Below are 16,712 nucleotides of genomic sequence, written 5' to 3'. Positions count from 1 at the left end.
ATATGTGCGAACCCTCCTGGAGGAGCCCCATGCGGCGATGGACGACCCTGGCCATGGTCCTGGCCCTCGCCGCCGCCGGCGGCTATCTCGGCCGCGACCATCTGTGGCCGGCCGGCGACGCTCCGGGCCGGCCGCCGCCGGGCCGGAGCGCCGGCGCCGAGGTGGTGACCGTGGCCCCGGTTTCCCGCGGCCCGGTGACCGAGCGCATCGAGGCCGTCGGCACGGCGCGGGCGCGGGAGTCCGTGACGATCACCGCCCAGGCCCAGGGGGAGGTGCGCGAGGTCGCCTTCGAGGACGGCGCCCGGGTGGAGCGCGGCGCGGTTCTGGCCCGCCTCGACGCCGAGATCCAGGAGGCCGAGGTGGACGAGGCCCGTGCCGAGCTTGTGCAGGCGCAGCGCGCCTTGGACCGGGCCCAGGCGTTGCGGGTGCGCGGCGCCACCTCAGCCGCCCTGCTGGACGAGGCGCAGGCGGCGCAGAGCACCGCGCAAGCCCGCCTGGCGCTGGCCGAGGCGCGGCTGGAACGGCGCACCGTCGCCGCTCCGTTCGCCGGGGTGCTGAGCTTCCGCCGGGTCAGCCGCGGCGCCTTCGTCAGTCCCGGTGACGCCATCGCCACCCTGGTCGACCTGACGGAGGTCGACGTCGACTTCCGCGTCCCGGAGGACCACTTCGGCCGGATCGAGCGGGGCCAGACCGTTCGCGCCGCCAGCCGGGCCTACGCCGAGCGGGTCTTCACCGGCCGCGTCAAGGACGTCGACACCCAGATCGACCCGCTGACCCGCCAGGCGGTGGTGCGCGCCACCATTCCCAACGCCGACGCGGCCCTGCGCCCGGGCATGCTGATCGAGGTCGTCCTGCTGCTGGGCACCCGCGACTCCGTGGTCGTGCCGGACACCGCCATCGTCCCGGTCGGCCCCTCCACCTACGTCTTCGTCGCCGGCGCCGATGGGCGGGCGGAACGCCGCGCGGTGGTGACCGGGCGGCGCGAGAACGGCCGCGTCGAGATCGTGTCCGGCCTGGAGACCGGCGAGCGGCTGGTGATCGAGGGGGCGGCCAAGCTGTCGGACGGCGACCGCCTCGACGCCCGGCCGCTGGCGGAATCGCCGGTGGCCACCCTGCTCGGCGCGGGCGAGGGCATCGTGGACGGCGGCGGCGGCGGCGGCGCGGCGCGGCGCGTGCAGCCATGACCCTGTCGGAACTGGCGGTCCGCCGCCCCCTGGGCGCGCTGGTCCTCAACCTGCTGCTGGTGGTGGCCGGGCTGGTCGCCCTGGACCGGTTGTCGGTGCGCGAGGCGCCGGACATCAACCCGCCGGTGGTCACCGTGCGCACCACCTACACCGGCGCCTCGGCGGAGGTGGTGGAGGCGCGGGTCTCGCGCGTCATCGAGGACCATCTCGCCGGCATCGAGGCGGTCAAGAGCATCGCGTCGGGCAGTTCCGACGGGCGCTCCGACGTGCGGGTGGAGTTCGACCTGGGCCGTGACATCGACGCCGCCGCCAACGACATCCGCGACCGGGTCAGCCGGGCGCTGCGCGAGCTGCCCGAGGGCATCGACCCGCCCGAGGTCGCCAAGGTCGACGAGAACGCCGACGAGGCGATGTGGCTGTCGCTGCGCAGCGACACCCTCGACCCGCTGGCCCTGACCGACCTGGTGGAGCGGCTGGTGGTGGACCGGCTGACCTCCATCGACGGGGTCGGCCGCGTCAACCTGGGCGGCGAGAAGCGGCCGGCGCTCCGGGTGTGGCTGGACCGCGGCGCCATGGCGGCGCGCGGGGTCACCGCCAGCGACGTGGAGGACGCGCTGCGGCGGGAGAACCTGGAGCTGCCGGCCGGGCGCCTGGAATCCGCCACGCGCAACCTGACCATGCGCATGCAGCGCCCCTACGTCGACCCGGACCTGTTCGCCCGCCTGCCCGTCGCCGAACGCGACGGCGCGACGGTGCGGCTGGGCGAGGTGGCGCGGCTGGAGGTCGGCCCCGAGAACCAGGACATGCTGTACCGGGCCAACGGGCGCACCACGGTCGGGCTCGGCATCATCGTGCAGAGCCGGGCCAATGTGCTGGAGGTGGCCGGCGCGGTGCGGTCCGAGCTGGACCGCATCGTCGACGAGCTGCCCGGCGGGCTCAGCATCGGCGTCAGCTACGACAGCTCCGTCTTCGTGGAGAGCGCGCTGGAGGAGGTGCTGTCGACCCTGGTGATCGCCGTGGTGCTGGTGGTGGCGGTGATCCTGCTGTTCCTGGGCAGCGCGCGTGCGACCCTGATCCCGGCGCTGACCATCCCGGTGTCGCTGATCGGCGGGCTGGCCGTCGTCCACCTCTTCGGCTTCTCCATCAACATCCTGACCCTGCTGGCCTTCGTCCTGGCGACCGGGCTGGTGGTCGACGACGCCATCGTCGTCCTGGAGAACATCTGGCGGCGCATCGAATCCGGGGAACCGCCGCGCCAGGCGGCCGAGCGCGGCGGCCGCCAGGTGTTCTTCGCGGTGGTGGCGACCACCGCGGTGCTGGTCGCCGTGTTCGCCCCGATCGGCCTGCAGCGCGGCGACACCGGGCGCCTGTTCGTCGAGTTCGCGCTGACCATCGCCGGCACGGTGGCGGTGTCCAGCGTCGCCGCCCTGACCCTGGTGCCGGCCCTGTCGGCGTGGCTGCTGCGCCACCACGAGCGGCCCGGCCGCTTCCAGTCCGGCGTCGACCGCGCCTTCTCGGCGCTGGAGCGGCGCTACCGCCGCATCGTCACGGGCGTGGTCGACCGCCGCGCCGTCGCGCTCGTTGGCTTCGCCGCCACCGCGGCGCTGGCGGTGGTGCTGTTCCGCGCCCTGCCCCAGGAGCTGGTGCCGCCGGAGGACCGCGGCGGCCTGTTCGTCATGCTCGACCCCGGGTTGGGCGCGGGGTTCGAGTATTCCGCCGGCTATCTCGACGTGCTCGAGGACCGGCTGCTGGAGTACGTGGAGGAGGGCAGCGTCGACAACGTGCTGGCGGTGCTGGGGGGCTGGCGGGCCCAGCCGCGCGCCATCATCGGCCTGAGCGACTGGGACCGCCGGGACAAGAGCCAGCAGGAGCTGGAGGCGGAGCTGTCGGCCTTCGTCAAGTCGCTGCCCGGCACCTCCGGCTTCGCCCGCGGCCGTCCGGCGCTGGGCCGCCAGGGCGGCAGCCGGCCGGTGCAGTTCGTCATCGGCGGCCCGACCTACCAGGATCTGGCGGTGTGGCGCGACCGCATCCTGGAGCGCGCCGAGGCCAACCCCGGGCTGATCGGCCTCGACGCCGACTACGAGGAGCGGCGGCCGCAGATCGCCGTGGCCATCGACCGCGAGCGCGCGGCCGAGCTGGGGGTGCCGGTGCAGGCGGTGGGCGGCACCCTGCAGACCCTGTTCGGGTCGCGCAACGTCACCACCTTCCTGGACCGCGGCGAGGAGTACAACGTGGTCCTGCAACTGCGCGGCGAGGACCGCGCCACGCCCCAGGACCTGGCCAACGTCTATGTCCGCTCGACCACCACCGGCGCCACCATCCCGCTGTCCAACCTGGTGTCGCTGAGGGAGGAGGCCGGCGCCGACTCCCTCAACCGCTACAACCGCATGCGCGCGGTGACCATCTCCGCCGGCCTGGCGCCGGGCTACAGCCTGGGCGAGGCGCTGGCCTTCCTGCAGGGCGTGGCCCGGGCCGAGCTGCCCGAGGGCGCGGCGCGGCTCGACACCCGCGGCGAGGCGCGGGAGTTCATGGAGGCCCGCGACGAGGGGTTCCTCACCTTCGGGCTGGCGCTGCTGATCGTCTTCCTGGTGCTGACGGCCCAGTTCGAGAGCCTGCGCCTGCCCGCCGGCATCATGCTGACGGTGCCGCTGGCGGTGACGGGGGCGCTGGCCGGGCTGTTGGCGGCGGGCATGAGCCTCAACCTCTACAGCCAGATCGGCCTGATTATGCTGGTCGGCATCGCCGCCAAGAACGGCATCCTCATGCTGGAGTTCGCCTCCCAGCTCGAGGACGAGGGGATGGCGCCGCGCGCCGCCGCCATCGAGGCGGCGGCGGTGCGCCTGCGCCCGGTTCTGATGACGGCGCTGTCGACCGCCGCCGGGGCGGTGCCGCTGGTGCTCTCCAGCGGCGCCGGATCGGAGGCGCGGGCGGTGATCGGCGTGGTCATCCTCGCCGGAATCGGCGTGGCGACCCTGCTGACCCTGCTGCTGCTGCCGGCGGTCTACCCCCTGCTGCGGCCGCATCCGGCGGGGCGGGACGCGGTCTCGGCCGGGGGGCCGGCCGGGGGGTCGGTGGCGGGCCCGGCGGAGTAGCGGCGGTCCCGCCGTGCGGGCGCTTCCCGTCGCCGGCCACCGTCCCGCCCGCTCACCGGAAGGCGCCGAACACCATGTCGACGATGATCCCGGTCCGGGTCACCACGAGCACCGCGTCCCCGCCGACCCGCGACCAGTGGTGGGCGGGGGGTGCCGGATGACGGTGCAGGAATCCCCGGGACTTGACCGCGTGGTCGGGGCCCCGGTAGGGCGCCGGCAGGTGATGGCCGGTGCGCCAGGACGGCGCCGCGGCATGGGACGGGGGCCGGTCGTGGCGGTCCGGCGCGCGGTGGCCGCTGGGCGGCCCGTGCTCCGCGTGCGCGGCCGGGGGCGGCGGCCGGACCGGCTCGGGCCCGTGGGCCGAGGCGGCGGCCGGCAGCAGGCTGAGCCCGGCGGCGAGGAGGGTGATGGCGGCGGTGATCGTTCGCATCGGCCATGCTCCGGTTGCGGCGCTGACGTGATGGGGGCAGCCTGCGCCCGGGGCGTTGCAGGACGATGTCCGGCACCCGGCGATCGGGTAACCGACGGTAACGACGCCCGGCGCCGGGGCGGCCGGATCACGCCAGCCGGTGGCGGAACAGCCAGGCCGCGGCTGGCAGGGTCACCGCGGCGATGGCGACCAGGGCCAGCATGTCGGGCAGCAGCTCGCGCAGCCCGGCGCCTTCCAGATAGACCCGGCGGGTGATGGTGATGGCGTAGTGGAGCGGGTTGACCGCCACCAGGTGCTGCAGCGCCACCGGCATGTTGTCCACCGGCGCCATCAGCCCCGACAGGAGCATGAACGGCATCAGCACCACGAAGGTCAGGATCATCGCCTGCTGCATGGAGCCGGCGACCGACGACAGCAGCAGGCCGATGCCGATGGCCGCCGCCAGGAACAGCACCAGGCCGAGGTAGAGGACGGCGTAGGACCCGGCGAAGGGGATGCGGAACCAGAACTGCGCCACCAGGAAGATCAGGCTGGACTGCACGAGCCCGACCAGCATCGACGGGATCGCCTTGCCGACCATGATCTCGGTGGGCCGGAACGGGGCGACCAGGAGCTGGTCGAACGTCCCCTCCTCCCGCTCCCTGGCCACCGACATGGCCGTCAGCATCATCGTCATCAGCATGGTGATGGTGCCGATCAGCGAGGGGATCATGTTCCAGCGCGTCTCCAGCGACGGGTTGTACCAGGCCCGCGTCGTCACCCGCACCGGCTCCCCCGCCAGGCCGTGGGACTCGCGCCAGTCCCGGCCGAAGGCGGCGGCGACCGCGCCGACATAGCCCTGGGCGACGCCGGCGGTGTTGGAGTTCCGGCCGTCGGCGATCACCTGCACCGTGGCGGTGCGGCCGGCGTTGAGGTCCCTGGCGAAGTCGCGGGCGATGACCACCACGAGCACCACCCGCCGGGCATCGAGCAGGGCGGCCGCCCGTTCGGTCTGCTCCAGCGTCGCCACCCGCGAGAAGACCGCCGATCCGTCGAGGCGGGCGATCAGCGCGCCCGAGGCGGCGCTGCGGTCCTGGTCGACGACGGCGTAGGGCACGTCGTTGAGGTCGAAGGTGGCGGCGTAGCCGAACACGAGGCACTGCATGATCGGCGGCAGCACCAGGGAGATCCGGCTCCGCCGGTCCTTGAGGATCACCAGCAGCTCCTTGCGGATCAGCGTCAGGATGCGCAGCAGGGATCCGGTCATGGCGGCGTCATCCGATCCTCTTGCGGGTCATCCGGACGGCCAGCGTCAGCAGCAGGGCGGCCATCGCCGCCAGCACCGCGGCGTTGGGCAGGATCACGCTCCAGATGGTGCCCGCCAGGAACAGGGTCTGGAGCAGGCTGACGAAGTAGCGGGCGGGGAACAGATAGGTGATGAGCTGAACCGCCCAGGGCATGCTGCGCAGGTCGAACAGGAATCCGGACAGCATCATGGCGGGCAGGAAGGTGGCGACCATGGCGATCTGGCTCGCCAGGAACTGGCTCTTCGTCGCCGACGAGATGACGAGGCCGATGCCGAGCGCCACCAGGAGGTAGAGGGCCGACACCGCGGCCAGGACGATCACCGAGCCGCGCAGCGGCACGCCGAACAGGAGCAGGCTGCCGGCGACCGACAGGGCGAGGCCGACCATGCCGAGGACGAAGTACGGCACGGTCTTGCCCAGCAGCAGCTCGACGCTGCGCACCGGCGTGACGAAGAGCGCTTCGAAGGTCCCCCGCTCCCACTCGCGGGCGACCACCAGGGCGGTCAGGAGCGCGCCGATCAGGGTCATGACCAGCACCACCAGCCCCGGGACCAGAAAATAGGTGCTCTCGTTGGCCTCGTTGAACCACAGCCGGCTCTCGATGGCGATGGCCGGCGGCACCAGCGTCCGGCCCCGCGCCGCCTCGCGGGCCAGCCACCGCCCGACCGCCCCCTCGGCATAGGCCAGGGAGATGCGCGCGGTGTTGGCGTCGCCGCCGTGGACGACGACCTGCACCTCGGCCGCGCCGTGCGCGATCTGGCGGGCGAAGCCGGCGGGCACGCGGACGATGGCGTCGACCCGGCGCGCGAGCAGCAGCCGCTCCGCCTCGGCCATGGTCTTGACGGTCACCGCGGCGAAGGATCCGGAGAGCGCGAAGCCCGACGCCACGCCGCGCGCGTCGGCGGAGGACTCCTCCATCACCACCGCCACCGGCACGGTCTTGACGTCGAGGTCCAGGCCGTAGCCGAACAGCACGAGCATCAGCAGCGGCATCACGACGCCGATGGCGATGGCGCTGGGATCGCGCAGGAGCTGACGGGTCTCCTTGCGGATCAGCGCGGCGGTCCGGCGGAGCGCCGCGCCGCGGCCATCGTCCGGCGGGGCGGCCCCAGTCATGCCGGCCCCCCCGGGGCGGCGGCGGCGCGGCCGCGCCGGGCGTCGGCCACGATGGCGATGAAGGCGTCCTCCATGGTCGGCGGCCGACCGTCCCCGGTGGCGGCGCGGGCGCGGACCTCGGCCGGCGTCCCCTCCGCCAGGTTGCGCCCGGCGTCGAGGATGATGACGCGGTCGCAGTATTCCGCCTCCTCCATGAAATGGGTGGTGACGATGACCGTCACCCCCTGCTCGGACAGGGCGGTGATCCGTCCCCAGAACTCGCGGCGCGCCAGGGGATCGGCGCCGCTCGTCGCCTCGTCGAGGAAGAGGATCTCGGGGTCGTGGAGCAGGGCCGCGGCCATGGCGAGACGCTGCCTGAAGCCGCCCGGCAACTGCCCGCTGGGCAGCGACGAGAAGCGGCCGAGATCGAACTGCCGCTTGGCCCAGGCGATCCGCGCGCGTTTGCGGGCGCCCCGCAGGCCGTAGGCGCTGGCGAAGAAGTCGAGGTTCTCGTCGACGCTGAGCTGCCCGTAGAGCGAGAACTTCTGCGCGACGTAGCCCAGCCGCTCCCGGGCCTCGGCCCGCGAGGTCCGCAGATCGGCCCCGGCCACCCGCAAGGTGCCGCCACTGGCCGGGAGAAGGCCGCACAGCATCCGGAAGGTGGTGCTCTTGCCGGCCCCGTTCGGGCCGAGCAGGCCGTAGATCTCGCCGCGGCGCACCTGGAAGCTCAGGCGGTCGACGGCGGTGAACGCGCCGAAGCTGCGCACGAGCTCGTGCACCTCGACGGCGACGGACGCCGGGTCGCGGCGCCGCGGCCCGGCGACATCCATCCCGATCCCGCTCCCGCTCCCCGTGCCGGGGCTGCCGGCGCCGCCGGCGGCGGCGTGGAACAGCTGCATGAACCGGTCCTCGAAGCGCGGGGGAACCGCGCTCAGACGGATCTCCGCCCCGTCGACGGTGAGCGGGGCGCTGTCCGAGGCGGAGGTCCGGACGACCCGGACCTGTCCGGCTTCGGGAACCGCGTCGACCACGCCGGGCAGGGCGAACAGGCGCGCCTGGAGTGCGCGCGCCGGCATGCCCGGCGGGGTGGCCGCCGTGAACGTGCACCCCGCCGCCGCGGCCGCCACGCTGGCGGGGGCCCCCTGGGCCAGCACCCGTCCGGCATGCATGACCACGGCGTGGTCGCAGCGCTCGGCCTCGTCCAGGTAGGAGGTGCTGACCACCACCGTCAGCCCGTCGTCCCGGACCAGGCCGAGGATGATCGCCCACAGCTCGCGCCGGGACAGCGGATCGACCCCGACCGTCGGCTCGTCCAGCAGCAGAAGGCGCGGGGCCCGCACCAGGGTGCAGGCCAGCCCCAGCTTCTGCTTCATGCCTCCGGACAGCTTGCCCGCGGCACGGTCGCGGAACGGGGCGAGCTGGGTCATGGCCATCAGGCGGGGGTAGACCGTCCGGCGCTGCGCCGCGCCCACGCCGTGCAGATCGGCGTAGAGGTCGAGGTTCTCCTGGACGCTGAGGTCCTCGTAGAGGCCGAACCTCTGCGGCATGTAGCTGATGAGGTCCTGGACGGCCTGCGGCCTGGCGGCGACCGCGATCCCGAGAACCACGAGATCGCCGGCGTCCGGTCGCATGAGGGCGCACATCAGGCGCAGCAGCGTCGTCTTGCCGGCACCGTCGGGGCCGACGAGCGCGGTCAGCGAGCCCTGGTCCACCGTCAGCGACACCCCGTCCAGCGCCGTGACGGCCTCGCCGGACTCGCGGCGGAACGCCTTGCGGAGGCCGCGCCCGATGACCGGGGCCGGGGGAACCGTCATCGCCGCGGCCCGGTCGCCGCCGTCGCGTCCGCCGGGGCCGCGTCGCCGTCGGGGAAGCGCACGGTCGCCGGCATGCCCAGCCGCAGCAGGTTGTCGGGATCCGTCACGTGGACCCGGACCTCGTAGACCAGGCTGGTGCGAAGCTCCTCGGTCTGCACGGTCTTCGGGGTGAACTCGGCGACCGGCGAGATGAACCCGATCCACCCCTCCAGCACCCGGTCGGGGAAGCTGTCGGTGGTCACCGCGGCGGGCAGTCCGGCGCGGACGCGGCCGAGGCGGGATTCCGAAACGAAGGCCCGCACCCATTTCGGGTCCTCGGTCGCCAGGGAGAGGACCGGGCGGGTCGGCGAGGCCATCTCCCCCGGCTCCATCAGCCGCGAGCGGACGATGGCGTCGGTGGGCGCCGCCAGCTCGGCGTCCGCGAGCTCCCGGCGCAGGAGGTCGAGCTGGCCCTGGCTCATCCGGAGCTGCGCCTCCGCCTCGGCGATGTCCTCCGCCCGCGCCCCGGCGAGCACCAGGTCGAGCGCGGTGCGGGCCACATCGACCCGGGCGACGGCGACATCGGTGGCCGCCTTCGCCTGGTCCACCGCCTGGGCGCTGGCGACCGCCCGCGTCGCCAGGGCGCTCTGCCGCTCGTACTGCCGGCGGGCGTTCAGGGCCTCCGCCCGGGCCGCCTCCAGGGTGGCGCGGGCCTGGGCGATCTCCTGCGGGCGGTTGCCGTTGCGCAGGCGATCGAGGACGGCCTGCCGGCTGGCGACCTCCGCCTCGGCCTGCCTCACCTGGGGGGCGAGGCGGCCGGTCTCCAGCCGCGCCACGACCTGTCCCCTGGTCACCCGCTCCCCCTCCTCGACGAGCACCGCCTCGATCCGCTGACTGGCGTTGAACGCCAGCGCGACCTGGCGCAGTTCGACGTTGCCGTAGAGGACCAGGGCGTCCGAGGCGGGCCGCCGGCTCAACGACCACCACCCGCCGCCGCCGAGGGCCGCCAGGAGCAGGAGCGCGAGGGCGATGCGTCTTTTCATGGTCGTCTGGTCCCGGGCCGCCGGTCGGGGGCGGCCCCGCAGAGGCCGTCCCCGTCAACGGTATCAAATTTGAATTTGAAATTGAAATATGAATTTGACATCGGTCGCGCCTGTTTGGCACGCTGGCCTGCATGACGCGATCACCCCCGACCCGGAGACGGCGGCCCGGCGCGCGCGGCGGGCGCGAGGACGGGGCCAGCACGAAGGCGCAGCTTCTCGATGCGGCCGGGGTGCTGTTCGCCGAGAAGGGGTTCGAGCGCACGACGGCCAAGGAGATCGCCCAGCGGGCCGGCACCAACGCGGCGTCGGTGAACTACCATTTCGGCGGGATCGAGGCGCTCTACGAGGAGGTTCTCGTCGCCGCCCATGATCGCTTCGTGACCTACCAGGCGATGGCGGCCACCGTGGCCGGCGACGGCGATCCCAGGGGCAAGCTGCGCGGGGTGATCGCGCTCCTCGTCCGGGCTCTGACGGGCCCCGCCTCCTCGTCCTGGGCGGTCCGGGTGCTCAGCCGGGAGGTGCTGTCGCCCTCGCCGTACAGCGACGCCCTGCGCCGCAAGGCGCTGGAGCCCAAGAAATCCCTCGTTCTCACCCTGGTCGCGGAGATTCTCGGCCTGCCGCAGGACGATCCGGCGGTCACCCGCGCGTGCTTCAGCATCGCGGCGCCCTGCATCATGCTGCTGGTCGCCGACCGGAACATGATCGGCCAGGTCTTCCCGTCCCTGGGCACCGCCGAGACCGATGCCGAGGCGCTGACCGATCACATGGCGCGGTTCGTCCTCGGCGGCCTGGCGGCGCTGGCCCGGCCCGAGGGGGCGGCGGAGCCCGCTGGCGGCGACGGCGGCACCGCCTGAACCGCGGCGACCGGCACCGGCCGACGGCCGCTTCAGCCCCGAAGGAACTCGATCGGCCCGTCCAGCAGGAACAGGCACAGACAGGTGGCGCCGGGGTCGGCGACCGCGTGGTGGTCGGTGCCGGGCTCGTAGACGGCCACGTCGCCCACCCGGAAACGGCCGTACTCGTCGGTGAAGGCCCCCTCCAGCACCAGCAGCATCTCCTCGGCGGTGTGGTGGTGCGGCGGCACCGGGCGGCCGGCGGCCATGCGCAGCAGGCACACGCTGGTGCCGTCGCGGGCGATGGACCACTGCGACAGGTCGACGCCGTCGGACACGGCGGTCCATGCGATGTCCGCCACCGGGCCGGCGAAGCGGCTGCGCAGCGGCTCGGGCACCGCCATGCCGTGCGGCGTGGCGGGCCGCGCCGGGGGCGGTGCCGCGGCGGATGGCGCGGCCGGTGCTGTGGCCGGTGCGTCGAGGCGGGCCAGAAGACGGGCCACCTCCTGGTCGGCCATCGGCGCGGCGGGCAGCCCCTCCAGCCATCCCCCGCAGGCGGCCTCGAACCCCGCGGCGCGGCGCCGGCATGCGGGGCAGAAGGCCAGGTGGGTGGCGACCAGGACCGCCTTCACCTCGCCCATCGCCCCGGAGGCGTAGGCCAGCAGATGCTCGTCCGTTGGGTGGTGCGAAGGACCGGTCACACCTGCTCCTCTATGGTGCGCCTGAGCTGAGCGAGCGCCGCGCGCACGCGGGTCTTGACGGTGCCGAGGGGAATGTTGCGCTCGGCAGCGATGACGGAATGCGACTTGTCCTCGAAAAACGCAAGCCGCAACACCTCCGATTGCAGCGGCGCGAGCGTCTTGATCGCGCGCAGCAGGCGGTCGGCCTGCTGCGCGGCCGCCAGGGCGGTGTCGGCGGGTGGGTCGGGCTCGGGCACCAGGGCCGGGTCGGCGGGGTCGATCTCCGGCCGGCTCTCGCGGCGCAGCCGGTCGATCCGCCGGTTGCGGGCGATGGCGAAGATCCAGGTGGACGGCGCGGCCAGGGCCGGCCGGTACTGGGCCGCCCGTTCCCACACCGTCAGCATGGTTTCCTGGGCCAGCTCCTCCGCCGCGGCGGCGTCCATGCCGGCGCGCATCGCGTAGGTCTTCAGGCGCGGCGCGAAGTGGCGGTAGAGCGCGGCGAAGGCCTCGCGGTCGCGATCCTGCGCCACGGCGCGCAGCCATGCCTCGGGGGTGGCCTGGGGCGCTTCCGTGAGATCCATGGTGTGCATGTCGATCCGACGCTCAACCGCTCGCGATGAGGGTAGTGGCCCGGCCGCCGGCTTGGCAAGTCACGAGGGCGTGCCGGCGCCGGACATCGGCGGGATGGCGCAGGCACCCCGCACCATCCCCGGATCATACCATGGCGGCGACCGACTTCTGCATATTACTGTATGCAGCCGAGTCCGGCGGCGGCCCTGGACGCGGCGGTTGGCCGGTGTAGGTCATGGGGCATGCGAGCGCAGCGAAGCCTGACGGCCACCATGGTGATGACTTTGGGCGTGATGACCGCGGGGGCGGCCCTCCCGCTGGCCGGCTGTTCCGGCAGCGCCATCGTCGACGCCCTGACCCCCCGCGACGGCTACCGGGTGGAGCGCGACCTCCCCTACGGCCCGGACCCGCGCCAACGCCTGGACCTCTACCGCCCGGCGGCGCCGCGCCCCGGCGCGCCGGCCATCGTCTTCTTCTACGGCGGGCGGTGGGACTCGGGGGACAAGGCGACCTACCGCTTCGTCGCCCAGGCCCTGGCGTCGCGCGGCTACACCACCGCCATCCCCGACTACCGGCTCTTTCCGCAGGTGCGCTGGCGGGGCTTCCTGGCCGACGGCGCGGCGGCGGTGGCGGCGGTGGAACGCGCCGCAGGGGGCGCCGCGGGGGGCGCCGCAGGGGGCGCCGCAGGGGGCGCCGGCGTGGTGCTGGCCGGCCACTCCGCCGGCGCCTACATCGCCGCCATGCTGGCGTTGGACGCGCACCGCCTGGCCGACGCCGGCCTGCCGCCGTGCCGGGTGCGCGGCATGGTCGGCCTGGCCGGGCCCTACAACTTCCTGCCGCTGGAGGACGACGACCTGCGCGCCATCTTCGGGCCGGGACCGGCCGGGCCGGAGACGCAGCCGATCACCCACGTGGAGTCCACCGCCCCGCCGGCGTTGCTGATCACCGGGGCCGACGACGAGACCGTGGTCCCGGCCAACAGCGAGACCCTGGCGGCCCGGCTGGGCGAGGCCGGCGTGCCGGTCACCCTGCGGCGCTACGCCGGCATCGGCCACGTCAGTCTGGTCGGCTCCCTGGCCGCACCCCTGCGCTTCCTCGCCCCGACGTTGGACGATGTCGACGCCCATCTCCGGGCCTTGCCGCCGGCCTGCGCGGGGTGAGCCCGTTCACGCCCGCTCCACCAGCGTCGCCAGGCCGAGTCCGCCGCCGATCCCCAGGGTCGCCAGGCCGCACCGCGCGGCCCCGGGGGCGGCGGCCAACGCGCTGTACAGGCGGGTCACCAGGATCGCGCCGGACGCTCCGAAGGGATGGCCCAGCGCCAGCGCCCCGCCGTCCGGGCACACCCGTTCCGGCGCGATCCCCAGGGCGTCGAGACAGGCCAGCACCTGGGCGGCGAACGCCTCGTTGAACTCGACCACGTCGACGTCGGCGAGGCGCCGGCCGGGGTTGCGGGCCAGCAGCCGGCGCACCGCGGGAATGGGTCCGGTGCCCAGCAGGTTCGGGTCGACGCCGGCGGCGGCGCTGTCCACCACCACCAGCCCGGCGCCGCGCCCGCGGGCGGCGAACCAGCGTTCCGACACCACGGCGACCACCGCCGCCCCGTCGTTGACCGGGCAGGCGTTGCCGGCGGTCACCGTGCCGCCGCGGACGAAGGCCGGCGGCAGCCGCGCCAGCGCCGCGGCCGAGGTGTCGGGGCGCGGGCACTCGTCGGCGCCGACCACCGTGCCGTCGCCAGCGGCCAGCGGCACGATCTCGCGGGCGAAGCGCCCGGCCGCCCGCGCCGCCACCGCCTTGGCGTGGCTGGCCAGGGCGTAGGCGTCCTGGCGTTCGCGGCCGATGCCGAAGGCGGTGGCGACGTTTTCCGCCGCCACCCCCATGTCCGGGTCGCCGATGGCGTCGGGGGCGAAGCGGGCGCGGTCGTAGAAGGCGGGGGTGGCGGTCGGCGTGGCCGGGCGGGCGACCCGCCAGGGCGCGGTGCTGGTGCTCTCCACGCCGCCGGCCAGATAGACCTCCCCGGCCCCGGCCTCCACCAGCCGGGCCGCCAGGTTGATCGCCTCCAGGCCGGAGCCGCACTGGCGGTCGACGGTGACCCCGGGCACCGACACCGGCAGCCCCGCCGCCAGCGCCGCCAGCCGCGCCACGTTGCCGCCCGGCCCGACGGCGTTGCCCAGCAGGACGTCGTCGACCTCCCCCGGATCGATGCCGGCGTCGGCCAGCACGGCCATGATCACGGGCGCCGCCAGCGCCTCCACCGGCAGGGTGCGCAGGGCGCCGCCGCGCCGGCCGATGGCGGTGCGGCGGGCGGCGACGACGATGGCGCGGGGCATGGGCGGTCTCGGCAGCGGCGCGGGGCGGGAGTCCGCCCCACCCTAGGCCGGTCCCCCGGCCGGCGTCCACCGCTGGCCGCGGCGGCGGTGTGGTCGTAGAGTGTCGTCCCCGGGCCGGACGACGGCGCCCGGGCAAGAGCCAGGACGCGCAAGGGAGGCGCCCATGACCCGCATCGTGCCGCACCACATCGCCGGACGCGCCCATGAGGGCGCCGGCGACCGCTTCGGCGACGTCTTCAACCCGGCGACCGGCGAGCGCACGGCGCGCGTGCCCTTTGCCGATGCCGCCGCGGTCGGCCGCGCGGTGGCGGCGGCGGCGGCGGCCTTCCCCGCCTGGGCGGCCACCCCGCCGCCCCGGCGGGCGCGGGTCCTGTTCCGGTTCCGCGAGCTGGTCGACGCCCACATGGGCGAGCTGGCCGCCCTGGTGACCGCCGAGCACGGCAAGGTGCTGAGCGACGCCCGCGGCTCCGTCACCCGCGGCCTGGAGGTGGTGGAGTTCGCCTGCGGCATCCCCCAGCTCCTGAAAGGGGAGTTCAGCGAGAACGTCGGCACCGGCATCGACAGCGTCGGCGTGCGCCAGCCGCTCGGCGTCTGCGTCGGCATCAGCCCCTTCAACTTCCCGGCCATGGTGCCGATGTGGATGTTCCCGGTGGCGCTCGCCTGTGGCAACAGCTTCATCCTCAAGCCCTCGGAGAAGGACCCGTCCACCGCCGTTCGCCTGGCCGAGCTGCTGAGCGAGGCCGGGCTGCCCGATGGCGTCTTCAACGTGGTGCACGGCGACCGCGCGACGGTGGAGGCGCTGCTGGCCCATCCCGACGTGCAGGCGGTCAGCTTCGTCGGCTCCACCCCCATCGCCCGCGCCGTCCACACCGCCGGCACGGCGGCCGGCAAGCGGGTGCAGGCGCTGGGCGGCGCCAAGAACCACCTGGTGGTGATGCCGGACGCCGACCTCGACCAAACCGTCGACGCGCTGATGGGTGCGGCCTACGGCTCGGCCGGGGAGCGCTGCATGGCCGTCTCCGTCGCGGTCGCGGTGGGTGACAGCGGCGACCGCCTGGTGGCCGCGCTCAAGCCCAGGGTGGAGAACCTGAAGGTGCTGCCCGGCACCGACCCCGACGCCGAGATGGGGCCGCTGGTCACCGCCGACCACCTCGCCCGCGTGCGCGGCTACGTCGACGCCGGGGTGGCCGAGGGCGCCGCCCTGGTGGTGGACGGCCGGAGCTTGCGCATCCAGGGCTACGAGGGCGGATTCTACCTGGGCGGCTGCCTGTTCGACCACGTCACGCCGGAGATGCGCGTCTACCGCGAGGAGATCTTCGGCCCGGTGCTGTCGGTGGTGCGCGCGCCCACCTACGAGGACGCGGTGCGCCTGGTCAACGACCACGCCTTCGGCAACGGCACCGCGATCTTCACCCGCGACGGCGACACCGCCCGCGACTTCGTCCACCGGGTGCAGATCGGCATGGTCGGCGTCAACGTCGCCATCCCCGTTCCCATGGCCTTCCACAGTTTCGGCGGCTGGAAGCAGTCCCTGTTCGGTGACCACCACGTGCACGGGCCGGAGGGGGTGCGCTTCTACACCCGCCTGAAGACGGTCACCACGCGCTGGCCGACCGGGGTGCGGGCCGGCGCCGACTTCGTCATGCCGGTGATGACGTGACGGGTGCGGGTCAGCCGGCCTCGGCCGGGCATTCGGCGGCCAGCGCGTCCCAGTAGCCGCGGCGCTGGAGCTGGTAGGGGTCGCCGCCGTCGGGGGCGGCCTCGCCGGCGTGGCGCAGGCTGGCGGCCGAGGCGCTGACATCCACCACCAGGTCGGCGGTGGCCAGTTCGGCGGAGATCAGCGACAGCCCGTACCAGCCGCCGACGATGAAGCCGGTGATCGCGGTCGCCATGGCGACGTTGGTCGGGCCGACCAGCGGCAGCACCAGATAGTCGCCGGCCGGCAGTCCGGCCCGGCACAGCGCCCCGCCGAAGGCCACGGGCGTGCGCACCACCCCCGCGGCGGTCGCCACGTCGAACGCCCCGGCCAGCCCCACCGTGGAGTTGATGGCCAGGCGCTTCAGGGAGTCCGTGGCCGCCCGGTGGTCGCCGTCCAGCAGATGGGCGACGATGAACTCCGGCTCCGTCAGGTTCTCGTACATGTTGTGGCCGGCCTGGCGGACCGGTTCCGGCACCCAGGCGCGCAGCGCCGCCGTGGCCGGCGCGATGACCCCGTCCACCGCGGCGGTGTTGAAGTCGAACATGGCGCGGTTGACGGACTCCAGGGGGTCGGCCAGGGCGGCCGGCGCGGTGGCCAGCAGCGTCAGGGCGGCGAGCGCGGCGGCGGCGTGCGGGAGGCGGGGCGTCATGGTATCGACGGTAGCATCGCCGGCCGGTCTC

Annotated in this window: 14 protein-coding genes; 5 read left to right on the top strand and 9 right to left on the bottom strand. The window is 74.3% G+C overall.

What is annotated here, in order from left to right; genetic code table 11:
• Nucleotides 1–29: 29 nt before the first annotated feature.
• A complete protein-coding gene (locus tag AC6H2I_RS26945) occupies nucleotides 30–1,184 on the top strand; it encodes an efflux RND transporter periplasmic adaptor subunit (RefSeq protein WP_497503865.1) in 1,155 nt (384 codons plus the stop codon).
• Complete coding sequence (locus AC6H2I_RS26940; protein ID WP_497503864.1) at nucleotides 1,181–4,276, top strand: efflux RND transporter permease subunit; 3,096 nt, start codon at nucleotides 1,181–1,183, stop codon at nucleotides 4,274–4,276. The genes AC6H2I_RS26945 and AC6H2I_RS26940 overlap by 4 nt, the downstream gene beginning before the upstream one ends.
• Before the next feature lie 52 nt (nucleotides 4,277–4,328).
• On the opposite strand, the gene AC6H2I_RS26935 is transcribed toward AC6H2I_RS26940, so the two are convergent.
• The 5 genes from AC6H2I_RS26935 to AC6H2I_RS26915 all read right to left on the bottom strand — a co-directional run bounded on the left by AC6H2I_RS26935 (nucleotide 4,329) and on the right by AC6H2I_RS26915 (nucleotide 9,923).
• On the bottom strand, nucleotides 4,329–4,706 hold the full coding sequence (locus AC6H2I_RS26935) for an RcnB family protein (protein WP_497503863.1): 378 nt from the start codon (nucleotides 4,704–4,706) through the stop codon (nucleotides 4,329–4,331).
• Nucleotides 4,707–4,833: 127 nt separating this feature from the next.
• Complete coding sequence (locus AC6H2I_RS26930; RefSeq protein ID WP_497503862.1) at nucleotides 4,834–5,952, bottom strand: ABC transporter permease; 1,119 nt, start codon at nucleotides 5,950–5,952, stop codon at nucleotides 4,834–4,836.
• 7 nt (nucleotides 5,953–5,959) lie between these two features.
• Entirely contained in the window at nucleotides 5,960–7,108 is a 1,149-nt protein-coding gene (locus AC6H2I_RS26925; RefSeq protein WP_497503861.1) for an ABC transporter permease, read from the bottom strand.
• Nucleotides 7,105–8,901: an ATP-binding cassette domain-containing protein gene (locus AC6H2I_RS26920; RefSeq protein WP_497503860.1), complete on the bottom strand. Its 1,797-nt coding sequence runs from the start codon at nucleotides 8,899–8,901 to the stop codon at nucleotides 7,105–7,107. The genes AC6H2I_RS26925 and AC6H2I_RS26920 overlap by 4 nt, the downstream gene beginning before the upstream one ends.
• Nucleotides 8,898–9,923 (bottom strand): HlyD family secretion protein, encoded by a 1,026-nt coding sequence (locus AC6H2I_RS26915; RefSeq protein WP_497503859.1) that lies wholly within the window; start codon nucleotides 9,921–9,923, stop codon nucleotides 8,898–8,900. The genes AC6H2I_RS26920 and AC6H2I_RS26915 overlap by 4 nt, the downstream gene beginning before the upstream one ends.
• 131 nt (nucleotides 9,924–10,054) lie before the next feature.
• Between AC6H2I_RS26915 and AC6H2I_RS26910 the strand changes: the two genes are divergently transcribed.
• Nucleotides 10,055–10,777: a TetR/AcrR family transcriptional regulator gene (locus AC6H2I_RS26910; RefSeq protein WP_497503858.1), complete on the top strand. Its 723-nt coding sequence runs from the start codon at nucleotides 10,055–10,057 to the stop codon at nucleotides 10,775–10,777.
• 32 nt (nucleotides 10,778–10,809) lie between these two features.
• Here the strand turns inward: AC6H2I_RS26910 and AC6H2I_RS26905 are convergent, their stop codons facing one another.
• The gene (locus tag AC6H2I_RS26905; protein ID WP_497503857.1) at nucleotides 10,810–11,457 is read right to left on the bottom strand and encodes a ChrR family anti-sigma-E factor; all 648 of its coding nucleotides are present in this window, start codon (nucleotides 11,455–11,457) and stop codon (nucleotides 10,810–10,812) included.
• The gene (locus tag AC6H2I_RS26900) at nucleotides 11,454–12,017 is read right to left on the bottom strand and encodes a sigma-70 family RNA polymerase sigma factor (protein WP_497503856.1); all 564 of its coding nucleotides are present in this window, start codon (nucleotides 12,015–12,017) and stop codon (nucleotides 11,454–11,456) included. The genes AC6H2I_RS26905 and AC6H2I_RS26900 overlap by 4 nt, the downstream gene beginning before the upstream one ends.
• Before the next feature lie 231 nt (nucleotides 12,018–12,248).
• Here AC6H2I_RS26900 and AC6H2I_RS26895 point away from each other — a divergent pair, with 231 nt between their 5' ends.
• Entirely contained in the window at nucleotides 12,249–13,166 is a 918-nt protein-coding gene (locus AC6H2I_RS26895) for an alpha/beta hydrolase (RefSeq protein ID WP_497503855.1), read from the top strand.
• Between the two features lie 6 nt (nucleotides 13,167–13,172).
• Here AC6H2I_RS26895 and AC6H2I_RS26890 read toward each other — a convergent pair whose 3' ends face one another.
• Nucleotides 13,173–14,333, bottom strand: a complete 1,161-nt coding sequence (locus AC6H2I_RS26890) for a thiolase family protein (RefSeq protein ID WP_497503854.1) — start codon at nucleotides 14,331–14,333, stop codon at nucleotides 13,173–13,175.
• Between the two features lie 163 nt (nucleotides 14,334–14,496).
• On the opposite strand from AC6H2I_RS26890, the gene AC6H2I_RS26885 reads away from it, so the two are divergent.
• Entirely contained in the window at nucleotides 14,497–15,993 is a 1,497-nt protein-coding gene (locus AC6H2I_RS26885) for a CoA-acylating methylmalonate-semialdehyde dehydrogenase (RefSeq protein WP_497503852.1), read from the top strand.
• 10 nt (nucleotides 15,994–16,003) lie between these two features.
• Here the strand turns inward: AC6H2I_RS26885 and AC6H2I_RS26880 are convergent, their stop codons facing one another.
• The gene (locus AC6H2I_RS26880) at nucleotides 16,004–16,681 is read right to left on the bottom strand and encodes an MlaA family lipoprotein (RefSeq protein WP_497503851.1); all 678 of its coding nucleotides are present in this window, start codon (nucleotides 16,679–16,681) and stop codon (nucleotides 16,004–16,006) included.
• Between the last annotated feature and the right edge of the window lie 31 nt (nucleotides 16,682–16,712).

The sequence above is a fragment of the Azospirillum sp. NS33 genome (assembly GCF_059703765.1).
The sequence above is the reverse complement of the archived record's forward strand: the minus strand, read 5'-3'. Positions and strand labels throughout refer to the sequence as shown.